General features: G+C 62.3%; 14 protein-coding genes. 3 read left to right on the top strand and 11 right to left on the bottom strand.

Annotated features, from left to right (window positions below):
- Positions 1–11 precede the first annotated feature (11 nt).
- The 8 genes from gltB to pilM all read right to left on the bottom strand — a co-directional run bounded on the left by gltB (position 12) and on the right by pilM (position 11,782).
- Positions 12–4,457, bottom strand: coding sequence for a glutamate synthase large subunit (gene gltB, locus HYE77_RS18475; RefSeq protein WP_003209351.1), 4,446 nt, complete (start codon positions 4,455–4,457; stop codon positions 12–14).
- 350 nt (positions 4,458–4,807) lie between these two features.
- On the bottom strand, positions 4,808–6,367 hold the full coding sequence (locus HYE77_RS18470; RefSeq protein WP_177054811.1) for an SPOR domain-containing protein: 1,560 nt from the start codon (positions 6,365–6,367) through the stop codon (positions 4,808–4,810).
- A 10-nt stretch (positions 6,368–6,377) separates the two neighbouring features.
- Positions 6,378–7,478, bottom strand: coding sequence for a 3-dehydroquinate synthase (gene aroB / locus HYE77_RS18465; RefSeq protein WP_003209346.1), 1,101 nt, complete (start codon positions 7,476–7,478; stop codon positions 6,378–6,380).
- Positions 7,479–7,625: 147 nt separating this feature from the next.
- Positions 7,626–8,144, bottom strand: coding sequence for a shikimate kinase AroK (gene aroK / locus HYE77_RS18460; protein WP_003209345.1), 519 nt, complete (start codon positions 8,142–8,144; stop codon positions 7,626–7,628).
- Between the two features lie 4 nt (positions 8,145–8,148).
- The gene (locus tag HYE77_RS18455) at positions 8,149–9,486 is read right to left on the bottom strand and encodes a type IV pilus secretin PilQ (RefSeq protein ID WP_177069160.1); all 1,338 of its coding nucleotides are present in this window, start codon (positions 9,484–9,486) and stop codon (positions 8,149–8,151) included.
- Positions 9,487–9,555: 69 nt separating this feature from the next.
- Positions 9,556–10,581 (bottom strand): pilus assembly protein PilP, encoded by a 1,026-nt coding sequence (locus tag HYE77_RS18450; RefSeq protein ID WP_177069100.1) that lies wholly within the window; start codon positions 10,579–10,581, stop codon positions 9,556–9,558.
- Positions 10,578–11,129, bottom strand: a complete 552-nt coding sequence (locus HYE77_RS18445) for a PilN domain-containing protein (RefSeq protein WP_087692529.1) — start codon at positions 11,127–11,129, stop codon at positions 10,578–10,580. Before HYE77_RS18445 ends, HYE77_RS18450 begins: the two co-directional genes overlap by 4 nt.
- A complete protein-coding gene (gene pilM / locus HYE77_RS18440; RefSeq protein WP_023659347.1) occupies positions 11,129–11,782 on the bottom strand; it encodes a type IV pilus biogenesis protein PilM in 654 nt (217 codons plus the stop codon). The genes HYE77_RS18445 and pilM overlap by 1 nt, the downstream gene beginning before the upstream one ends.
- A gap of 83 nt (positions 11,783–11,865) precedes the next feature.
- Between pilM and HYE77_RS18435 the strand changes: the two genes are divergently transcribed.
- Together HYE77_RS18435 and HYE77_RS18430 are read left to right on the top strand one after the other, a co-directional pair.
- Positions 11,866–12,003, top strand: coding sequence for a hypothetical protein (locus tag HYE77_RS18435; RefSeq protein WP_157222895.1), 138 nt, complete (start codon positions 11,866–11,868; stop codon positions 12,001–12,003).
- On the top strand, positions 12,003–14,459 hold the full coding sequence (locus tag HYE77_RS18430; protein ID WP_371321561.1) for a penicillin-binding protein 1A: 2,457 nt from the start codon (positions 12,003–12,005) through the stop codon (positions 14,457–14,459). The genes HYE77_RS18435 and HYE77_RS18430 overlap by 1 nt, the downstream gene beginning before the upstream one ends.
- Positions 14,460–14,654: 195 nt before the next feature.
- Here HYE77_RS18430 and HYE77_RS18425 read toward each other — a convergent pair whose 3' ends face one another.
- The 3 genes from HYE77_RS18425 to rpmE form a co-directional block, all read right to left on the bottom strand.
- Positions 14,655–15,923, bottom strand: coding sequence for a malic enzyme-like NAD(P)-binding protein (locus tag HYE77_RS18425; RefSeq protein WP_003209334.1), 1,269 nt, complete (start codon positions 15,921–15,923; stop codon positions 14,655–14,657).
- Between the two features lie 181 nt (positions 15,924–16,104).
- On the bottom strand, positions 16,105–16,893 hold the full coding sequence (locus HYE77_RS18420) for a thermonuclease family protein (RefSeq protein ID WP_177069159.1): 789 nt from the start codon (positions 16,891–16,893) through the stop codon (positions 16,105–16,107).
- A 41-nt stretch (positions 16,894–16,934) separates the two neighbouring features.
- Positions 16,935–17,165, bottom strand: coding sequence for a 50S ribosomal protein L31 (gene rpmE / locus HYE77_RS18415; protein ID WP_003209330.1), 231 nt, complete (start codon positions 17,163–17,165; stop codon positions 16,935–16,937).
- 297 nt (positions 17,166–17,462) lie between these two features.
- Between rpmE and HYE77_RS18410 the strand changes: the two genes are divergently transcribed.
- A complete protein-coding gene (locus HYE77_RS18410; protein ID WP_177069098.1) occupies positions 17,463–19,682 on the top strand; it encodes a primosomal protein N' in 2,220 nt (739 codons plus the stop codon).
- Positions 19,683–19,883: the final 201 nt, after the last annotated feature.

Raw genomic sequence — 19,883 nt, 5'->3', positions numbered from 1 at the left:
TCAGGCGCATATCACTGCGGGTTGGCACGGATGCTGGAAAGCAACGATTTCAGGTTGGCAGCCTTGGGCTTGACCAGCCAGAAACGACGCAGGTAGTCATCGAGGTTTTCAGCGAGGTTGCGACCCCATTCGCTGTTGGTTTCCTCGACATATTCGTCCAGCACATGCTGCAAGTGGTTGCGATAGGATTCCATCGCTTCGCCGCTGATCCGCTGGATCTCCACCAACTCGTGGTTCACCTTGTCGACGAAGGTGTTGTCCTGGTCGAGCACGTAGGCGAAACCGCCGGTCATGCCCGAACCGAAGTTGTAGCCGGTCTTGCCCAGCACCGCGACAAAACCACCGGTCATGTACTCGCAGCAGTGATCGCCCGTGCCTTCAACCACGGTGTGGGCACCGGAGTTACGCACTGCGAAACGCTCACCGGCCGTGCCCGCGGCAAACAGCTTGCCGCCGGTTGCGCCGTACAGGCAGGTGTTGCCGATGATGGCACTGTCTTGAGTCTTGTAGACGCTGCCCACTGGCGGGACGATCACCAGCTTGCCGCCGGTCATGCCCTTGCCCACGTAGTCGTTGGCGTCGCCTTCGAGGTACATGTTCAAGCCACCGGCGTTCCACACACCGAAGCTCTGGCCAGCGGTACCCTTGAAGCGGAAGGTGATCGGCGCCTTGGCCATGCCCTGGTTGCCGTGCTTGCGCGCGATTTCGCCGGAGATGCGTGCGCCGATGGAACGGTCGCAGTTGCAGATATCCAGGGCGAATTCGCCGCCGCTTGCGTCGTTGATCGACGAAGTGGCCATCTCGACCATCTTCTCGGCCAGCAGGCCCTTGTCGAACGGCGGGTTGCGGTCAACCTGGCAGAACTGTGGCTTGTCGGCCGGGATGTGATCGCTGCCCAACAGCGGCGTCAGGTCCAGGTGCTGTTGCTTGGCGGTCTGGCCTTCGAGGATGTCCAGCAGGTCGGTACGGCCGATCAGCTCTTCCAGGGAACGCACGCCCAGCTTGGCCAGCCACTCACGGGTTTCCTCGGCGACGTAGGTGAAGAAATTCACCACCATGTCGACGGTACCGATGTAGTGGTCCTTGCGCAGCTTCTCGTTCTGAGTGGCCACGCCGGTGGCGCAGTTGTTCAGGTGGCAGATGCGCAGGTATTTGCAGCCCAGGGCGATCATTGGCGCGGTGCCGAAGCCGAAGCTTTCGGCGCCGAGGATTGCAGCCTTGATCACGTCGAGGCCGGTTTTCAGGCCACCGTCGGTCTGCACCCGGACTTTGCCGCGCAGGTCGTTGCCGCGCAGGGTCTGGTGAGTCTCGGCCAGGCCCAGTTCCCACGGCGCACCGGCGTACTTGATGGAGGTCAGCGGCGAAGCGCCGGTGCCGCCGTCGTAGCCGGAGATGGTGATCAGGTCGGCATAGGCCTTGGCCACACCGGCGGCGATGGTGCCCACGCCGGCTTCTGCGACCAGTTTCACCGAGACCAGGGCCTGCGGGTTGACTTGTTTCAGGTCGAAAATCAGCTGCGACAAATCCTCGATCGAGTAGATGTCGTGGTGCGGCGGCGGCGAAATCAATGTCACGCCCGGCACTGCATAACGCAGCTTGGCGATCAGGCCATTGACCTTGCCGCCTGGCAGTTGCCCGCCTTCGCCCGGCTTGGCGCCCTGGGCAACCTTGATCTGCAGCACTTCGGCGTTGACCAGGTATTCCGGGGTCACACCAAAGCGGCCAGTGGCGACCTGCTTGATTTTCGAGCTCTTGATGGTGCCGTAGCGCGCCGGGTCTTCACCGCCTTCGCCGGAGTTGGAACGCGCACCCAGGCGGTTCATGGCTTCGGCCAGGGCTTCGTGAGCCTCAGGCGACAAGGCGCCCAGGGAAATACCGGCGGAGTCGAAACGCTTGAGGATCGATTCCAGTGGCTCGATCTCGCTGATGGCCAGCGGCGTGTCCAGGGTTTTCACCTTGAACAGGTCGCGGATCATCGACACCGGGCGGTTATCCACCAGCGCGGTGTATTCCTTGAACTTGGCGTAGTCGCCTTGCTGCACGGCGGCTTGCAGGGTGTTGACCACGTCCGGGTTGTAGGCGTGGTATTCGCCACCGTGCACGAACTTCAGCAGGCCGCCTTGCTGGATCGGCTTGCGCGCGCTCCAGGCTTCGGCGGCCAGGGCTTTCTGCTCGGCTTCGATGTCGACGAAACGCGCACCCTTGATGCGGCTCGGCACGCCACGGAAGCTCATCTCGCAAACTTCTTCCGACAGGCCGATGGCTTCGAACAATTGCGCGCCGCGGTAGGACGTGACGGTGGAGATGCCCATCTTCGACAGGATCTTCAGCAGGCCCTTGGTGATGCCCTTACGGTAGTTCTTGAACACCTCGTAGAGGTCGCCCAGCACTTCACCGGTACGGATCAGGTCGCCGAGTACTTCGTAAGCCAGGAACGGATACACCGCCGAAGCGCCGAAGCCGATCAACACCGCAAAGTGATGCGGGTCGCGGGCGGTGGCGGTTTCAACCAGGATGTTGGAATCGCAACGCAGGCCCTTTTCGGTCAGGCGGTGGTGTACCGCGCCGGTGGCCAGGGAAGCGTGGATCGGCAACTTGCCCGGAGCAATATGGCGGTCGGTCAGCACGATTTGGGTACGGCCGGCGCGCACGGCTTCTTCAGCCTGATCGGCGACGTTGCGCACAGCGGCTTCCAGGCCGAGGCTCTCGTCGTAGTTCAGGTCGATGATCTGCCGGTCGAAGCCCGGGCGATCCAGGGTCATCAACGAGCGCCACTTGGCCGGGGAAATGACCGGCGAGCTGAGGATCACGCGGGAAGCGTGCTCAGGCGATTCCTGGAAGATGTTGCGCTCGGCACCGAGGCACACTTCCAGGGACATCACGATGGCTTCGCGCAGCGGGTCGATCGGCGGGTTGGTCACCTGGGCGAACTGCTGGCGGAAATAGTCGTACGGCGTGCGCACGCGCTGGGACAGCACGGCCATTGGCGTGTCATCGCCCATGGAGCCAACGGCCTCATAGCCCTGCTCGCCCAGTGGGCGCAGCACCTGGTCACGTTCTTCGAAGGTGACCTGGTACATCTTCATGTACTGCTTGAGCTGGTCGACGTCGTAGAAGGCAGAACCGTGGTCGTTGTCTTCCATGGTTGCCTGGATGCGCAGGGCATTCTTGCGCAGCCATTGCTTGTACGGATGACGGGACTTCAAGCGGTTGTCGATGGCATCGGTGTCGAGGATCTGACCGGTCTCGGTGTCCACGGCGAGGATCTGGCCCGGGCCAACACGGCCCTTGGCGATCACGTCTTCCGGCTTGTAGTTCCACACGCCGATTTCCGACGCCAGGGTGATGAAGCCGTTGGTGGTGGTCACCCAGCGCGCCGGGCGCAGGCCGTTACGGTCGAGCAGGCACACGGCGTAGCGACCGTCGGTCATTACCACGCCGGCCGGGCCGTCCCACGGTTCCATGTGCATCGAGTTGTACTCATAGAACGCCCGCAGGTCGGGGTCCATGGTCTCGACGTTCTGCCACGCCGGCGGAATGATCATGCGCACGCCACGGAACAGGTCGATGCCGCCGGTGACCATCAGTTCGAGCATGTTGTCCATGCTGGAGGAGTCGGAACCCACGCGGTTGACCAGCGGGCCGAGCTCTTCCAGGTCCATCAGGTCGTTGGCGAACTTGGTGCGACGGGCTACGGCCCAGTTGCGGTTGCCGGTGATGGTGTTGATCTCGCCGTTGTGGGCGAGGAAGCGGAATGGCTGGGCCAGCGGCCATTTCGGCAGGGTGTTGGTGGAGAAGCGCTGGTGGAACACGCAGATTGCGGTTTGCAGGCGCTCATCGCTCAGGTCTGGATAGAAGGCGGTCAAGTCCGCCGGCATCATCAGGCCTTTATAAATGATGGTCTTGTGGGAAAAGCTGCAGATGTAGTGGTCGGTGTCGGCGGCATTGGCCACGGACGAGCGACGACGAGAGGTGAACAGCTTGATCGCCATGTCCTGGTCGCTCAGGCCGTCGCCTGCGATGAACACTTGTTCGATCTGCGGCAGGCGCTCCAGGGCCAGGCGGCCCAGTACGCTGGTGTCGATCGGCACTTTGCGCCAGCCGACGAGCTGCAGGCCAGCGGCCAGGATCTCGCGGTTCATGTTCTCGCGAGCAGCTTCGGCTTTTACCGGGTCCTGGTTGAAGAACACCATGCCCACAGCGTACTGCTTGGGCAAATCGGCGCCGAAATGTTCCTTGGCGACTGCGCGCAGGAACTGGTCGGGCTTTTGAATCAGCAAGCCGCAACCGTCACCGGTCTTGCCGTCGGCGTTGATCCCACCGCGGTGGGTCATGCAGGTCAGGGCCTCGATGGCCGTTTGCAAAAGGGTATGACTGGGCTCGCCCTGCATGTGGGCTATCAGGCCGAAACCGCAGTTATCCTTGAATTCATCGGGTTGGTACAGACCTGCTTTCATAGACACTTTCTCACCAGGCTGCCTCTTATTCCGAGGCAAATTTCTTTTCAATTCAACCGGTTACCTTCCACGCCGAACGTACGCCGGCTTAGCGGGGGCAAAAGGGAGGTCATTGTACACACCGACACAGACGCTCACAAATTTAGCGACGAAATGTCGCAAATCTATGTCGCATTTATGAAAGGTTTAAAGCGATATGCTGTGCTAGTCAAAACTTTTTTAATTTTGACCGCTACGACTCAAAAGCCACTGTGACGCAGACACCACAAAGCGCGCGGCCTTCAGGGCTGCACGCTGTGTTGTTTTTTTTGAGGTGCCGAGAGGGCGGCCTGGGTAAGGCCGCCGGATCTTCAGCGAGTTGTTGCCAGTTCTTGTTGAACGCTGGCGACAGTGCGAGGCCAAGGTTTACCAGCCTGAACCTTCGCTGGCAAGGCCTTGATAGCGGATTCCGCTGCTGCACGGCTGGAGAAGTTGCCGTACGTGATTACATAGAGAGGCTTGCCGTTGAGCACTTTCTTGAAATAACGGTACTCGCCGCCCTGCTCTTTCACGAACGCCTGGGCGTTGGCTTCGGAGCTGGTGCCGAGGATCTGCACCACGAAGTTACCGGTAGGCTGGCTGGCATACCAGCTGCTGCCGGCAGCGCCAGTCGCGGCCTTGGCCACGACGGCCGGTTTTTCGGCAGGCTTGGCGGCTGGAGCCGGCTTGGCCGCAGGCGCCGGGGCGACCGGCTTGGCAACAGGCGCAGGCTTGGCGGTGGCGACCTGGGCTGGCGCTGGCGTCGGCTTGGCCGCTGGCTGACCGGCTGGCACGCCCGCAGGTGGCGCGGTGGTGGTCACGGTCGGCGGCGTGGCGCTGGAGCCCTCTACCGGCACGCCGTCGTCGCCTTCAGAAATGCCGCCAGCTTCCTCGGCGAGCGGGCCGCGCATCACCGGTTGGCCGACCATCGGCAGGTTGGTGGGTTGGCCGGAGTTGGCAAACTCAACGTTCGGCGTTGGCTTGCCCAGTGGCAACTGCGCCTGTTCGGTTGGCGCGCCAGCGGTGGTCGGTGCCTTGTTGCGACCTGGAATCAACCAGGCGGCGGCGACGGCAACCACGACAACGGCAGAAATTGCCAATACGTGCTTCTTCGGCATAGTAAACCCCATCTTTGGACGCTTTACCGCTGAGCGGCTGGCAATCATGGCTTCGATCATGGCATCCCGGGCAACCTGGTTGATGGTGCCAGGCCAGCCGTCGGAGCTTTCGTGAATATCAGAGATCTGCGAAGCGGAGAAAAGTTCGATGCCCTGCCCTGCGCCTTCCAGCCGCTGGGCCAGGTATTCGCGGGTTTCTTCTTCTTCGTAAGGCTGCAGTTCGATGACGTGGAACAGCTCCTGCTCGCCGCTGATCTGTTCAAGCTCGGCGATCAGCGAAGACTCGCCAAACAGGAACACATGCGGGCGCCCTTCAGGCGTACCGGCCGCCAGGGCCAGCAACGCTTCCAGGGCAGATTCGTCGAGCTGCTCGGCGTCATCCACCAGCAGGTAGACTTCCTGGCCGGTCAGGCCCAGTTGCACCACTTGCTTGAGGATCGCATTCGGCTCGGCAGTGGACACGTCGAGGGCCTGGGCCACTTGACGCAACACGCCTGCCGCATCACCGGCACCACGGGCGGAAACCACCACGCTCTGTACCGATTGCTTGTTGGTGCTGGCCACCAGCGCCTGGCGCAGCAAGGTCTTGCCGCTGCCCAATGGGCCGGTGACCACCAGCAGCAACTGGCTGTAGCGCGCCAGGTGGTGCAGTTGCCCCAGCACCGGCTTGCGTTGCGCAGGGAAAAACTTGAAACCAGGCACCCGAGGAGCAAAAGGGTCGTGGCTTAACTGGTAATGGCCGAGGAACGCCTCGTCGGCATGCAAACTAGTCATCGGGATCTTATTAACCTTTAAGCTGGGCCAGGGCGCGGTAATCCGCTCCCAGCGTGGCCTGTAAAATCTCTTTCGGATAATCGTCGGTCACTACCGCTTCGCCCATTCGGCGCAACAGCACCAGTCGCAGTCGACCGTCGATCACTTTCTTGTCTATTGCCATATGTTCGAGAAAATCTGCCTCGGTCATCTCCTCGGGAGGAATGACCGGCAACCCGGCGCGCTGGAACAGGCGGATCCCGCGATCACGCTCCTGGGCGCTGATCCAGCCCAGGCGTTGCGACATCTCCAATGCCATCACTGTGCCAGCCGCTACGGCCTCTCCATGCAACCACACACCATAGCCCATGTGGGTCTCGATCGCATGGCCGAAGGTGTGGCCGAGGTTCAAGGTGGCGCGCACGCCGGACTCACGTTCGTCGGCATTCACCACCAGCGCCTTGGCGGCGCAGGAGCGGGAAATCGCTTCGGTGAGTGCCACCTGGTCGAGGGCGCGCAGGGCGTCGACGTGTTCTTCCAGCCAGGTCAGGAACGGCTCGTCGCAGATCAGCCCGTACTTGATGACTTCCGCCAGGCCCGCCGACAGCTCGCGGGGTGGCAGGGTATTGAGGGTGGCAGTGTCGATCAGCACCACATTCGGCTGATAGAACGCGCCGACCATGTTCTTGCCCAGCGGGTGGTTGATGCCGGTCTTGCCGCCCACCGACGAATCGACCTGGGACAGCAAGGTGGTCGGTACCTGGATAAAGTCCACGCCGCGCTGATAGCAGGCGGCTGCAAAGCCGGCCATGTCGCCGATCACACCGCCACCCAGAGCCACCACCGTGGTGCGCCGGTCATGACGGGCCGTCAGCAGGCCATCAAAGATCAGTTGCAGGGTTTCCCAGGTCTTGAAGGCCTCGCCGTCCGGCAGCACCACCGAGATCACCGAGTACGCCGCCAGGCTGCGGCTCAGACGCTCAAGATACAGCGGCGCGACCGTTTCATTGGAGATGATCGCCACTTGCCGCCCGGCAATATGCGGTGCGAGCAACTCGGGCTGGTCCAACAAACCTTCGCCAATATGGATCGGGTAGCTGCGCTCGCCAAGATCGACCTTAAGTGTCTGCATGTGTCCCCGCGTTGAAGATGAAAGCAGGCGTCCTGCCCTACATTAACGTTGTCGGCAACGTCGGGATCTGACGCTGCCTGATGGCTCTACGCCACAACTCGGACGGTCATGACGCGCCGCCGAGGATAGCGCATTTCGGCCCTGGCTTTAACGGGGTGGCAACTGTGCCAGGCGCTCGAGAATGTCGAGAACCACCATTCGTGGCGGCCGCTCATCGGTTTCCACCACCAGATCGGCGATTTCCCGATAAAGCGGGTCGCGCAGCGTCAGCAGGTCCCGCAGGGTTTTTGCCGGGTCGGCGGTGCGCAGCAATGGGCGATTGCGGTCGCGAGCGGTGCGGCCCACCTGCTGCTCGACAGACGCGTGCAGATAAACCACGCGACCGCCGGCGTGCAGCGCCCGGCGGTTCTCGTCGCGCATCACTGCGCCACCGCCGGTGGCCAATACCACGCCATCGCAGCCGCACAGTTCGGCAATCATCGCCTGCTCGCGGTCGCGAAAGCCCAGTTCGCCTTCCTTATCGAAGATCCACGGGATATTGGCGCCCGTGCGCAATTCAATTTCCTTATCGGAGTCTTTGAATGGCAGGCGCAGCTCTTTGGCCAGCAAACGGCCGATGGTGCTTTTTCCAGCCCCCATCGGTCCTACAAGAATCAAATTTCGCACAGAATCAACGACTCACAGCAATCGCCTGGTTATTCATAATACGCGGAGTCAGGAATACCAGCAGCTCGGATTTTTTCTCCGAAACCACATCCCGCCGGAAAAGGCGGCCAAGATACGGCACATCGCCCAAAAATGGCACTTTATCTACCACTTTGCTTTGAGTATTGGAGAAAACCCCGCCGATCACGATGGTCTCCCCGTCCTTGACCAGCACCTTGGCATTGACCTCGTTTTTCTTGATCGGCGGCACATCGTTGAGCCTGTTCAGGTAGTCGGGCTCGTCCTTGGTGACCTTGACCTCCATGATCACCCAGCCGTCCGGGGTGATTTGCGGGGTCACTTCCAATGACAAGGAGGCCTCCTTGAACGACACCGAGGTCGCGCCGGTGGAGCTGGACTCCTGATAGGGAATCTCGGTGCCCTTGAGGATTCGCGCGGTTTCCTTGTCGGAGGTGACGACCTTGGGCTGCGAAACGATTTCACCATTGCCGGTTTTTTCCATGGCGGTCAGTTCCAGGTCCAGCAGCAGGTTGTCGGTGATAAACGCGACACCCAGGCCGGCGCTGCCGTTGACCGCCCCCAGGTCCACAAACGGCGAGCTGGGCGGGATTTCAGGCGGCTCGGTGCCTTCGGCCAGCGGTTTCCTGATCCCGCCAGCGCTCCAGTTACCCCGATTCAGTTGCCCGCCCCAGCGCACGCCAAGGCTTTTGTCGTAATCCACATTGGCCTCGACGATCCGCGCCTCGATCATCACCTGCCTTACCGGAATATCCAGTTGCGCCACAATCTTGCGCAGCTCCTCCAGCCGCTCCCGGGTCTGGTAGGCGATGATGTTGTTGGTGCGGTCATCCACCGCCACCGAGCCGCGCTCATCGGTGGCACCTTCCAGGCCCACGGCCGACTGGAAGAGCTTGGCCAGGTCCGACGCCTTGGCGTAATTGACTTGCAGCAACTCGCGGTGCAGCGGTGCCAAGTCAGTCATTTGCTTGCGCGACTCCATCGCCAGCAACTCGCGGGCGGCCAACTCCTCGGCCGGCGCGACCAGCAGCACATTGGCCGTCACACGCTTGTCCAGCCCCTTGGTTTGCAGCACCAGGTCCAGGGCCTGGTCCCAGGGCACGTCCTTGAGGCGCAGGGTGATCGAACCCTGCACGTCGTCGCTGGTCACCAGATTGAGGCCGGCAACGTCAGCAATCTGCTGCAACACCGCGCGCAACTCGATGTTCTGGAAGTTGAGGGACAGCTTGTCCCCGGTGAATGCCACGCGTCCGGTACTCAGGGGCGCATTGCCAGGTGGCGGCAGGTGAATCAAGTCGATTCGATTGGGCACAGCCATGACCATCGGTGCCGTGAACGCCATCCATAGCGCCACACCGAAGGACGAAAAAGTCCTTTTCATTGTTTGTTTCCGTTATGAGCTCACGTTCAGGGCAAGGGTTTGCGAGCGTTCCAGCCACGCGCCCTGGCCATCCGGGAAAAGCTCGGCCAGTTCGACATGGGAGTCATGAATCGCCGTGATGCGCCCGTGGTCCGGGCCCAGGTAATCGCCGATTGCCAGCCGATGGACAGACGACGCTCCGCGCAGCAGGGCGAAGGTTTGGGCCCCCAGGGACAGGGTCCCGACCATTTCGAACTGCTCCACGGCGAAGCCTTCGAGGATTCCGCGAGGCCTGGCGAGATCAGGTCCGGCAGCCGGTCGCCCGGCGGGTCGAACCAGTTGGCGAGAGGGCGGCTGGAAAGGGTCGCGCAAGGCTGCAAAATCGTACGCCACTTGCTGCGGCCCGGGCTCGGCGACAGCCTGTGCCGGCGGGTGCAAATCAACCTCCAGGTCATCGCCCGCCTGGCGGTTGTGACGATAGGTCCTGGCTACCAGACTGAGATGCAACTCCGAGGGATCGACAGGACTGAATGCCAAGTCATGCACCGTGACAATTCCTCGCAAGCTGGCCATGCCGTTGATGAACGCCGCCAGGTCGTGAAAAGTCCCGGTGACGCCAATCTGCATGGGCGACTCGATGTACAGGGCGCGAGGCTGGTCATCCCGAAGTTCGATGGCCTCCAGCACCAAGCCATTGGCGGCACTCAGGCGGCCAATATCTTCAAGCAGGCCGGGTACCTGGGTGTCGGCAGGCAGCCGCCGTAACAGGTTGGCGAAATGGCCTCGCATTGTTTCGAGTTCGCGGACCAGGGACTCCAGGCCGGCAGCCTGGCTGGTTTTCAGCGCGACCTGCTGTTCAAGCGCCACTTCCTGCGACTCAAGCTGGCGCAGTTGCTCCCGCGCCCCACTCAAGTAGAAGGTATTGCCCACCGCCCACAGCAGGCAAACCACCGCGCCAGCCAGCAACGCCTTGCCCGGCAAGGGCCAGTTGGCGGCGTTCTGGCAGAGCTGGGTTATATCGGATTCCGTCAGCCCTGGCAGGCCTGACGCCCCTCTCATTGGCGCACCTCATCCGAGTGACCATGGCGAACCGTCAACTGGAAGCCATTGTCGTCGCCCTCCTGCGCGCCGCGAACCCGTTGAAGCCGGGGCGCTTCCAAGTCTTCGGCAGCTTCGAGGCCACGCATGAACTGAGCAATGTCCCGGTTCGATCCGGCCGTGCCGCTGATGGAAACAGAACCGCCGTCGACGCTCACTTCGCGCAACTGCACCCCGTCCGGCACGGCACGGGCCAACTGGTCCAGCAACTGAGCACCCGCCGCACGATCGTCCTGCAAACCCTGCACAACTTTCATCCGTTCCATCAACTGCTGGCGCTGCTCATGCAGTTCGTCGATGGCCTTGATGCGCGAGTCGAGCCCGGTGACACCCTGGCTCAACTGGTTATTGCGGGCCAACTGCCGATCGATTGCACGGTCGATCACCTGGTCTGCCAGCCAAACCGCAGCCAGCGCCACCGCTGCAGCCCCCGCCAAAAACACCAGAAAATATTTGCGCCGCCGCTCATTCCGTTCTGCGCGCCACGGCAACAGGTTGATTCGTGTCATCAGTCGAAACTCCTCAGGGCCAGCCCGCAGGCCACTCCCATTCCCTGGGCATCCACGGCCCATTGCGCGCCATCGACACGACGGCCCGGCGTGATGCTGTCCGAAGCCTGCCTGCCCGCGCGAGCCAATGCAAATGCTTCGACATCCACTATCCGCGTCGCCAGCCCCGCAAGGGCCAAAACCGCCTCACGGGCCTCCACCTGTTCCTTGAGGCAGGCAACCAGCAGCACATCGACGCTTTGCGGGTCATGGGCCGACGGGCCCTGCACCTGGAAGTCGATAGCCACATCCTCCAGCGGATAAGGAATGTACTGGTCTGCTTCCCCATGGATTCGACGCACCATTTCAGCATCCGTCAGCCCCGTGTCCATCTCCAGCACGCGGGTAATCACCGAGGGCCCTGCCACGGCCACGGCGGCATGCCTGAGTGATGTATGCGCCTGTACCAGCGCCCGGGAAAGTGCCTGCGCGACGGCATCGAAATCAACCACGCTGCTGTCGACCACCGCATGGGCCGGCAACTGCTGCATGGCGTAGCCACGCACGCTGTAGCCAGTGCCTGAAGCCTCCAGCTCCACCAGCCTGACGCCGGTGTCATTGATGTCGATACCCAGGACGGCATCGGCTTTTCGCCTGAAAAATCCCTTTCTCATAAAACTCCCCAAAACTTTCCCTGTCTTACGGACTGATTGCTGCCAGGCTTCCTGCATTCGGTCGGCTTGTATGAGCGGCGCGAATGACGCCCGAAGCCGAAAAATGCTTTAATGCCCAGCGTTTTTTCCCGCGTTTATCTGCTGGCCGGGTCGATCCACCACTTGCCGTGCATGCCCCGACGCCTAACCCATTCTTTTCCTTGGAAATCCAAAAGCCTTGATTCGTCTGCTGAAGTTTTTCGGGTACTCCATTGTCGCGATCGTCTGCGGGCTGATGCTCGTGCTCAGCGGGGCCTATCTCTACCTTAGTCCCGGTTTGCCCTCCGTAGAGGCCCTGAGAAGTATCCAGTTGCAGATTCCTTTGCGGGTCTACAGCAGCGACGAAAAACTGATCGCGGAGTTCGGCGAAATGCGCCGCACACCGATCCGTTTCGCCGACATTCCACCCAATTTCATCAACGCCCTGCTGTCGGCTGAAGACGATAACTTCGCCAATCACTATGGCGTCGACCCAAGCAGCCTGGTGCGGGCGGCCACGCAGTTGGTAAAAAGCGGACACATTCAATCCGGTGGCAGCACCATCACCATGCAGGTGGCGAAGAACTTCTTCCTCACCAGCGAACGCAGCTTTTCCCGCAAAGCCACGGAAATCCTCCTGGCGTTGCAGATCGAACGTCAGCTGACCAAGGACGAGATCCTTGAGCTGTACGTCAACAAGATCTATCTGGGCAACCGCGCCTACGGCATCGAGGCGGCTTCGCAGGTTTACTACGGCAAGTCGATTCGTGACGCCAGCCTGGCGCAGATGGCGATGATTGCCGGCCTGCCCAAGGCGCCTTCACGCTTTAACCCGCTGGCCAACCCGGCGCGCAGCAAAGAGCGCCGCGACTGGATCCTGGGCCGCATGTACAAGCTGGGCAAGATCGACCAGGCCGCGTACGAAAGTGCGGTGGCCGAGCCGCTGAACGCCAGCTATCACGTGCCGACACCGGAAGTGAATGCCCCGTATATCGCCGAAATGGCCCGTGCCGAGATGGTCGGCCGCTATGGCAGCGAGGCGTACACCGAAGGTTTCCGCGTGACCACGACGATTCCGAGCAACCTGCAGGAAATCGCCAACAAGTCGGTACACGACGGCCTGGTCGCCTATGACCAGCGCCATGGCTACCGCGGCCCTGAATCGCGCCTGCCGGGCAAGACCCTGAGCGCCTGGACCGTCGAGCTGGGCAAACAGCGCCCGATCAGCGGCCTTGAACCCGCCATCGTCACCCAGGTGAAGAAAGATGGCGTGCAGGTACTGACGCGCACCGGCGAAGAGCATGTGTCGTGGGACAGCATGAAATGGGCTCGCCCGTTCCTGAACACCAACAGCATGGGTGCGATGCCCAAGCAGCCGTCGGACGTGGCGCAGGTCGGTGACCTGATTCGCGTGCAGCGCCAGAAGGACGACAGCCTGAAATTCAGCCAGGTGCCCGTGGCACAGGGCGCGCTGGTGTCGCTTGACCCGCAGAACGGTGCAATCCGTGCCCTGGTCGGCGGCTTTGCCTTCGAGCAGAGCAACTACAACCGCGCCACCCAGGCCAAGCGCCAGCCGGGTTCCAGCTTCAAGCCGTTCATCTACAGCGCTGCACTGGATAACGGCTACACCGCCGCCAGCCTGGTCAACGATGCACCGATCGTGTTCGTCGACGAGTACCTGGACAAAGTCTGGCGCCCGAAGAACGACACCAACACCTTCCTCGGCCCGATCCGCGTCCGCGAGGCGCTGTACAAGTCGCGTAACCTGGTGTCGATCCGCCTGCTGCAGGCGATGGGCGTAGGCAAGACCATCGACTACATCACCCGCTTCGGCTTCAACAAGTCGGACCTGCCGCCCAACCTGTCCCTGGCACTGGGTACCGCCACGCTGACACCGATGGAAATCGCCACCGGCTGGAGCACCTTTGCCAACGGCGGCTACAAGATCACCCCGTACCTGATCGACAAGATCGAAAGCCGTAGCGGCGAAACCCTGTTCACCGCCAACCCGCCACGGGTCCCGGGCGACGTGGTCAATGGCGTCGCGGCCACTGACGGCCAGGCAGCACCGGCCAACGGCGGCATCACCATCGAGCCGACGCCAGGCGAAGCGCCGGCAGCTGGTGCACCCGCCGCACCACAGGCGCCAGCCGTGGCCGAGCGTGTGGTGGATGGCCGTACCACTTACATCCTCAACAGCATCCTGGAAGACGTGATCAAGAAGGGTACTGGGCGTCGCGCCCTGGCCCTGGGCCGTGCCGATATCGCCGGCAAAACCGGTACCACCAACGATTCCAAGGATGCCTGGTTCTCAGGCTACAACGCCGACTACGTGACCACCGTATGGACCGGTTACGACCAGCCGGAAAGCCTCGGTCGCCGGGAGTTCGGCGGCACTGTCGCGCTGCCGATCTGGATGAGCTACATGGGCGCCGCGCTGAAGGATATGCCGCTGCATACCCAGCCGGAACCGGAAGGCATCCTGAGCCTGCGGATCGACCCGGTCAGCGGCCGTGCAGCAGCGCCGAGCACGCCGAATGCGTACTTCGAGCTGTTCAAGAGCGAGGATACGCCGCCGTCGGTCAACGAGCTGGGCAATGGTGTTGCACCGGGCAGCCCGCTGCCGGCGGACGAGGCGGCGCCGATCGACTTGTTCTAACACGCAGCTCCAATGTGGGAGCGGGCTTGCTCGCGAAAGCGGAGTATCAGGCTCAGATGGGCCGACTGACACACCGTCTTCGCGAGCAAGCCCGCTCCCACAGTTGGATCACCGCCAGGCTCGAGCCAATTGCCAGCCACAAAAAAAGCCCCGACTCGCAAGAGCCGGGGCTTTTTGGTGGTGCGCTACAACGGCTTAGCCGTTGAACACATCATCCACGCTTTGCAGCGGGTAGTTCTTCGGATACGGCAGGGTGGCCACACCCGTCTCGATTGCGGCTTTGGCCACGGCATCGGAGATCAGGGTGATCAGGCGCTTATCCATTGGTTTCGGGATGATGTACTCACGACCGAATTCCAGCTTGATGCCGCCGTAGGCGTCGCACACTTCCTGAGGAACCGGCAGTTTGGCCAGTTCGCGCAGGGCGTTGGCGGCCGCGACTTTCATCTCTTCATTGATGCGCTTGGCGCGAACGTCCAGGGCACCACGGAAGATGAACGGGAAGCCCAGTACGTTGTTGACCTGGTTCGGGTAGTCCGAACGGCCGGTGGCCATGATCACGTCGCTACGGGTGGCGTGGGCCAGCTCCGGGGAGATTTCCGGATCCGGGTTGGAGCACGCGAACACGATCGGGTTGGCCGCCATGGACTTGAGGCCTTCGGCGCTCAGCAGGTTCGGGCCGGACAGGCCAACGAACACGTCTGCACCGTCCAGGGCATCAGCCAGGGTACGCTTGGAGGACGGATGCGCGAACATCGCCTTGTACTGGTTCAGGTCGGTACGCTCGGACTGCACAACGCCCTTGCTGTCGACCATGTAGATGTTTTCCAGCTTGGCGCCCATGCTCACCAGCAACTTCATGCAGGAGATGGCCGCGGCGCCGGCGCCCAGGCAAACGATCTTGGCTTCGCCAAGGGTTTTGCCGGCGATTTCCAGGGCGTTGATCATGCCGGCCGCGGTAACGATCGCGGTGCCGTGCTGGTCATCGTGGAATACCGGGATGTCGCACTGTTCGATCAGGGCCTTTTCGATCTCGAAGCACTCAGGTGCCTTGATGTCTTCCAGGTTGATGCCACCGAAGGTGATGGAGATGCGCTTTACGGTGTCGATGAAAGCCTGCGGGCTCTCGGAATCGACTTCGATATCGAATACGTCAATGCCGGCGAAGCGCTTGAACAGCACGCCCTTACCTTCCATGACTGGCTTGGAAGCCAATGGGCCGAGGTTACCCAGGCCGAGGATCGCGGTGCCATCAGAGATCACTGCAACCAGGTTGCCTTTGCCGGTGTACTTGTAGGCCAGTTCAGGATCGCGGGCGATTTCACGTACGGGCTCGGCAACGCCAGGGCTGTAGGCCAGCGACAGGTCGCGGGCGGTGGCAGTGGCTTTGGTGAGCTCTACACTCAGCTTTCCTGGACGAGGATGGGCATGATATTCGAGAGCGGCAGTTTTCAAATCAGACATATCGGCATTCCGCTTTTACTGTTGGTCGACGGACCGCCGAGGATACGCGTGTCGCAAAGTCCCCACAAGACTGGGCAGTCACAGGTGTCAAGGGCCCTGCCCTACGACTTTTGGCCAAGAGCCACGGGATACAAGGGCTCAACTGTTCACAATCGACCTGAAAAATGTCTACAATTTTTTCTTACGGCGCCTGCTCGAGCATGCCGGGATCGGTCAGTGGCAACAGCCAGCGTGCCTGGCCCTTTTCCAGGCCGCCGCGTCGGGAGCGGTCCAGCACCCAGCCGCGGGCTTCGATGGACTGGCCCTGCAAACCCTTCAACAGCGCACTGTCGAATCGGCCCACCAGATTGGGTGCAATGCGCAGTACCAGTGAGCCCTGCAACTCAATCCAGACTCCGCCGCGATTGCGTTCGATTTTGCTCACTCGGCCGTTGACCACGGCAAAGCCCGAGCGCTGGATGTTCGCCGCATCGACCACCGGTGACCGGCGCCACACCCCCAGCCGGGCCTGCCGGGCGCTGCGTTCGGCGGCTTGCTGGCAGGCCACCAGTTCCACATTCGGCGCGACCGCCACCTGGAAGCCAAGGCCTTCGGCGAGCAACTGCGCTTCCAGATTTGCTCCATTGGCACCGTAGAGATGGGCCAGGGTGCGGCCGTAACGGTCCTTGCTCTCCCGTCCGGGCACCACGCCAACGCGTCCACCGCTCGCGTCCACCAGACTTTGCAGGCGCTCGCGAGCAGCCACGGCGAAGGGCTCATCAGTGCGCCCCTGCTTGCCGGTTTCCGGGGCATTGACGCCGATCATGCGTATGCTGCGGCCATCCTTGAGGCGCACGGTGTCGCCATCCACTACCCGCTGCACGTCGAAGGTCGCGACATCGCCGAGCGCCGGGCAGAACACCTCGGCCTGGGCGGGCGCCAGCCAAATCGCAGACACAAAAAAGGCGCCCACAAGGGACGCCTTTTTCATCAGCGAGGACAAGCCATACAGGCCATCCAAGCGGACCAGCCTTACTCGGCTTTAGGAGCAGCTTTAGCGCCGAAAGCACCGAAGCGGGTCTTGAAGCGGTCAACACGGCCGCCAACATCCAGAGTCTTCTGCTTACCGGTGTAGAACGGGTGGCACTCGTTGCACACGTCGATTGGCAGAGCTTTGCCGAAAGTCGAACGGGTTTCGAACTTGTTACCGCAGCTGCAGGTAACGTCGATGGCAACATAGTTTGGATGGATATCGGCTTTCATGGTGTATTCCTCAGGCTAGCGTGCCGCCAATCAACACTATTGTTGAATACCGCACGTAATTAGGCCGCGGATTCTACCAGACCTTTTTAAACGCGCAAGAAGCACAACGGCCCCTTTCATCAGAAAAGCGCGGCATACACAAGGCCCTGTGGGAGCCGGGCTTGCCCGCGATGCAGACGCTGCGGTGTCTCAGGTGCACCGTGTCGTTACTATCGCGGGCAAGCCCGGCTCCCACATCCACCGCTGGTCTGCTAGGCTCCCGCCCTTCTTCGCCGCCCGTCATATGAGAACCCCCGCGTGCCCGACGCCATTTTGCGCCTCGCCCTGCCCTCGCCCCTGCGCCGCCTGTTCGATTATCGGGCCCCTGCCGGCGTATTGCGGTCGCAGTTGCAGCCCGGCATGCGCGTACGGGTACCGTTTGGCCGGCGGGAGATGATCGGCATCCTGGTGGAGGTCGCCGATCACAGCGAAGTGCCCGCCGAGAAGCTTAAGCCCGCCGTGGCCATCCTCGACAGCACGCCGCCGCTGCCGCCTGCGCTGTTCAAGCTGTGCCTGTGGACCTCGCAGTATTACCAGCACAGCCTCGGCGACACCTTGAGCTGGGCGCTGCCGGTGCTGTTGCGCCAGGGCGAACTGGCCGAGGCGCGCCAGGAGCGTTTCTGGTCGATGGTCCCGGGGGCGCGCATGGACGACCCGCGCATCGCCCGCGCCCCGCGCCAGCGTGAAGCCCTGGCAACCCTGGCCCAGCATCCCCACGGCGTCGCCCATCAGCTGTTAAGCAAGCTGATGCTGAGCAAGGACAGCCTGGACTTGCTGCTGGCCAAGGGCCTGGTGCAGGTGGAGATTCGCAAGCACGCTCCCGGCGAGCGCCACGAACACTGGCTGGCCCAGCCGGAACTGCCGCTCAACCCCGAACAACGTGCCGCCTATGAAGCGATTCGCACCGGTTTCGACAGTTTCCACGCGTTCCTGCTGGCGGGCGTCACCGGCAGCGGCAAGACCGAAGTCTATTTGCAACTGATCCGCGAAACCCTCGAAGCCGGCAAACAGGCACTGGTGCTGATCCCCGAGATCAACCTCGGCCCGCAAACCCTGGCGCGTTTCGAGCAGCGTTTCAACGCGCGCATCGCCCTGGTGCACTCGGCGGTCAACGACCGCGAGCGCCTGGAATCCTGGCTCGCCGCCCGGGACGGCGAGGCCGACATTATTATCGGCACCCGTTCGGCGCTGTTCACCCCGATGAAAAATCCCGGGCTGATCATCATCGACGAAGAACACGACGGCTCCTATAAACAGCAGGAAGGCCTGCGCTACCACGCCCGCGACCTGGCGCTGGTGCGTGCCCGCCAGGAAAACATCCCGATTGTGCTGGGCTCGGCCACGCCTTCCCTGGAAAGCCTGCACAACGCCTACACCGGGCGCTACGGCCTGCTGCGTCTCAATGAACGTGCCGGCGGTGCCAAGCAACCCCGCTTCCTGCGCCTGGATGTAAAAAGTCGCCCGCTGGACAGCGGCATTTCCGGGCCGATGCAGCAAGCCATCGGGCAAACCCTCGCGGCGGGCCAGCAAGTGCTGGTGTTCCTCAACCGCCGGGGTTTTGCGCCGACGCTGCTGTGCCACGACTGCGGCTGGATGTCCGAGTGCAATCGCTGCGATGCGCGAATGACCGTGCACCAGCGCTCCGGCGAGTTGCGCTGCCATCACTGCGGCCATGTGGAGCGGGTGCCGCGGCACTGCCCGCAGTGCGGCAAAGTCGACTTGCGACCGGTGGGCGCGGGCACCGAGCGCGCCGAAGAACGACTGGGCATCCTGTTCCCGGATTACCCGGTGCTGCGGGTCGACCGCGACAGCACCTCGCGCAAGGACGCGATGAATCAGTTGTTCGCCACGATCCAGAAGGGCCAGCCGTGCATTCTGGTGGGCACGCAGATGCTTGCCAAAGGGCATCACTTCCCACGGGTGACCCTGGTGTCGATCCTGGATGCCGACGGCGGGCTGTTCTCCGGGGATTTTCGCGCCAGCGAGCGCATGGCGCAGTTGATCGTGCAGGTCGCAGGCCGGGCCGGGCGGGCCGAAGAGCCGGGCAAGGTGATCATCCAGACGCACCTGGCCGACCACCCGCTGCTGATTCAACTGACAGAACAAGGTTACTTTGCCTTCGCCGAACAGGCCTTGAGCGAGCGACGCTCGGCAGGTTTGCCACCGTTTGCGCATCTGGCGCTGCTGCGGGCCGAAGCACACAAGCCGGGGCAGGCCGAAGGTTTCCTGGATGAAGCGTGCAGCGAGGCTGAACGTTTGCTGGGGGAACTGGGTCTGACCGGCATCGAGCTATTGGGCCCGGTGCCAGCACCGATGGAACGCCGCGCCGGGCGCTACCGCGCCCAGCTACTCTTGCAAGCCAGTGCCCGCGCGCCGCTGCATCGTTTATTAAGCAGCTGGTTACTTGCGCTGGAGCAAATGCCCAGTGGTCGCCAGGTGAGATGGTCGCTGGACGTAGACCCGGTAGATTTGTACTAACCCCCTGTGGCGAGGGAGCTTGCTCCCGCTGGGCTGCGTAGCAGCCCCAAAAAAGCCGGGAGCGCTACGCACTCCAGCGGGAGCAAGCTCCCTCGCCACAGCAAGCTCCCTCGCCACAGGTTAATCGTCCGTCAAGGTCCCGCGAAGGTTGGCAAGCCCGCCCTCGCCACGGATAATGCCCAGTTTTTCCACCTGCGCATC

The organism is Pseudomonas sp. IPO3774, from assembly GCF_013386835.1.
Classification (GTDB): domain Bacteria; phylum Pseudomonadota; class Gammaproteobacteria; order Pseudomonadales; family Pseudomonadaceae; genus Aquipseudomonas.
Note: the sequence above shows the minus strand (reverse complement) of the source record. Positions and strands in the feature narration are given on the sequence as shown.

What these genes read in the sequence shown, in the direction of transcription:
- HYE77_RS18450 (WP_177069100.1), bottom strand. Translation starts at nt 10,581, where the DNA reads ATGAGAGGGGCGTCAGGCCTGCCAGGGCTGACGGAATCCGATATAACC.
- rpmE (WP_003209330.1), bottom strand. Translation starts at nt 17,165, where the DNA reads ATGAAAGCCGATATCCATCCAAACTATGTTGCCATCGACGTTACCTGC.
- HYE77_RS18420 (WP_177069159.1), bottom strand. Translation starts at nt 16,893, where the DNA reads ATGAAAAAGGCGTCCCTTGTGGGCGCCTTTTTTGTGTCTGCGATTTGG.
- HYE77_RS18455 (WP_177069160.1), bottom strand. Translation starts at nt 9,486, where the DNA reads ATGGTCATGGCTGTGCCCAATCGAATCGACTTGATTCACCTGCCGCCA.
- aroB (WP_003209346.1), bottom strand. Translation starts at nt 7,478, where the DNA reads ATGCAGACACTTAAGGTCGATCTTGGCGAGCGCAGCTACCCGATCCAT.
- HYE77_RS18435 (WP_157222895.1), top strand. Translation starts at nt 11,866, where the DNA reads ATGACGCCCGAAGCCGAAAAATGCTTTAATGCCCAGCGTTTTTTCCCG.
- HYE77_RS18445 (WP_087692529.1), bottom strand. Translation starts at nt 11,129, where the DNA reads ATGACACGAATCAACCTGTTGCCGTGGCGCGCAGAACGGAATGAGCGG.
- HYE77_RS18470 (WP_177054811.1), bottom strand. Translation starts at nt 6,367, where the DNA reads ATGACTAGTTTGCATGCCGACGAGGCGTTCCTCGGCCATTACCAGTTA.
- gltB (WP_003209351.1), bottom strand. Translation starts at nt 4,457, where the DNA reads ATGAAAGCAGGTCTGTACCAACCCGATGAATTCAAGGATAACTGCGGT.
- pilM (WP_023659347.1), bottom strand. Translation starts at nt 11,782, where the DNA reads ATGAGAAAGGGATTTTTCAGGCGAAAAGCCGATGCCGTCCTGGGTATC.
- HYE77_RS18425 (WP_003209334.1), bottom strand. Translation starts at nt 15,923, where the DNA reads ATGTCTGATTTGAAAACTGCCGCTCTCGAATATCATGCCCATCCTCGT.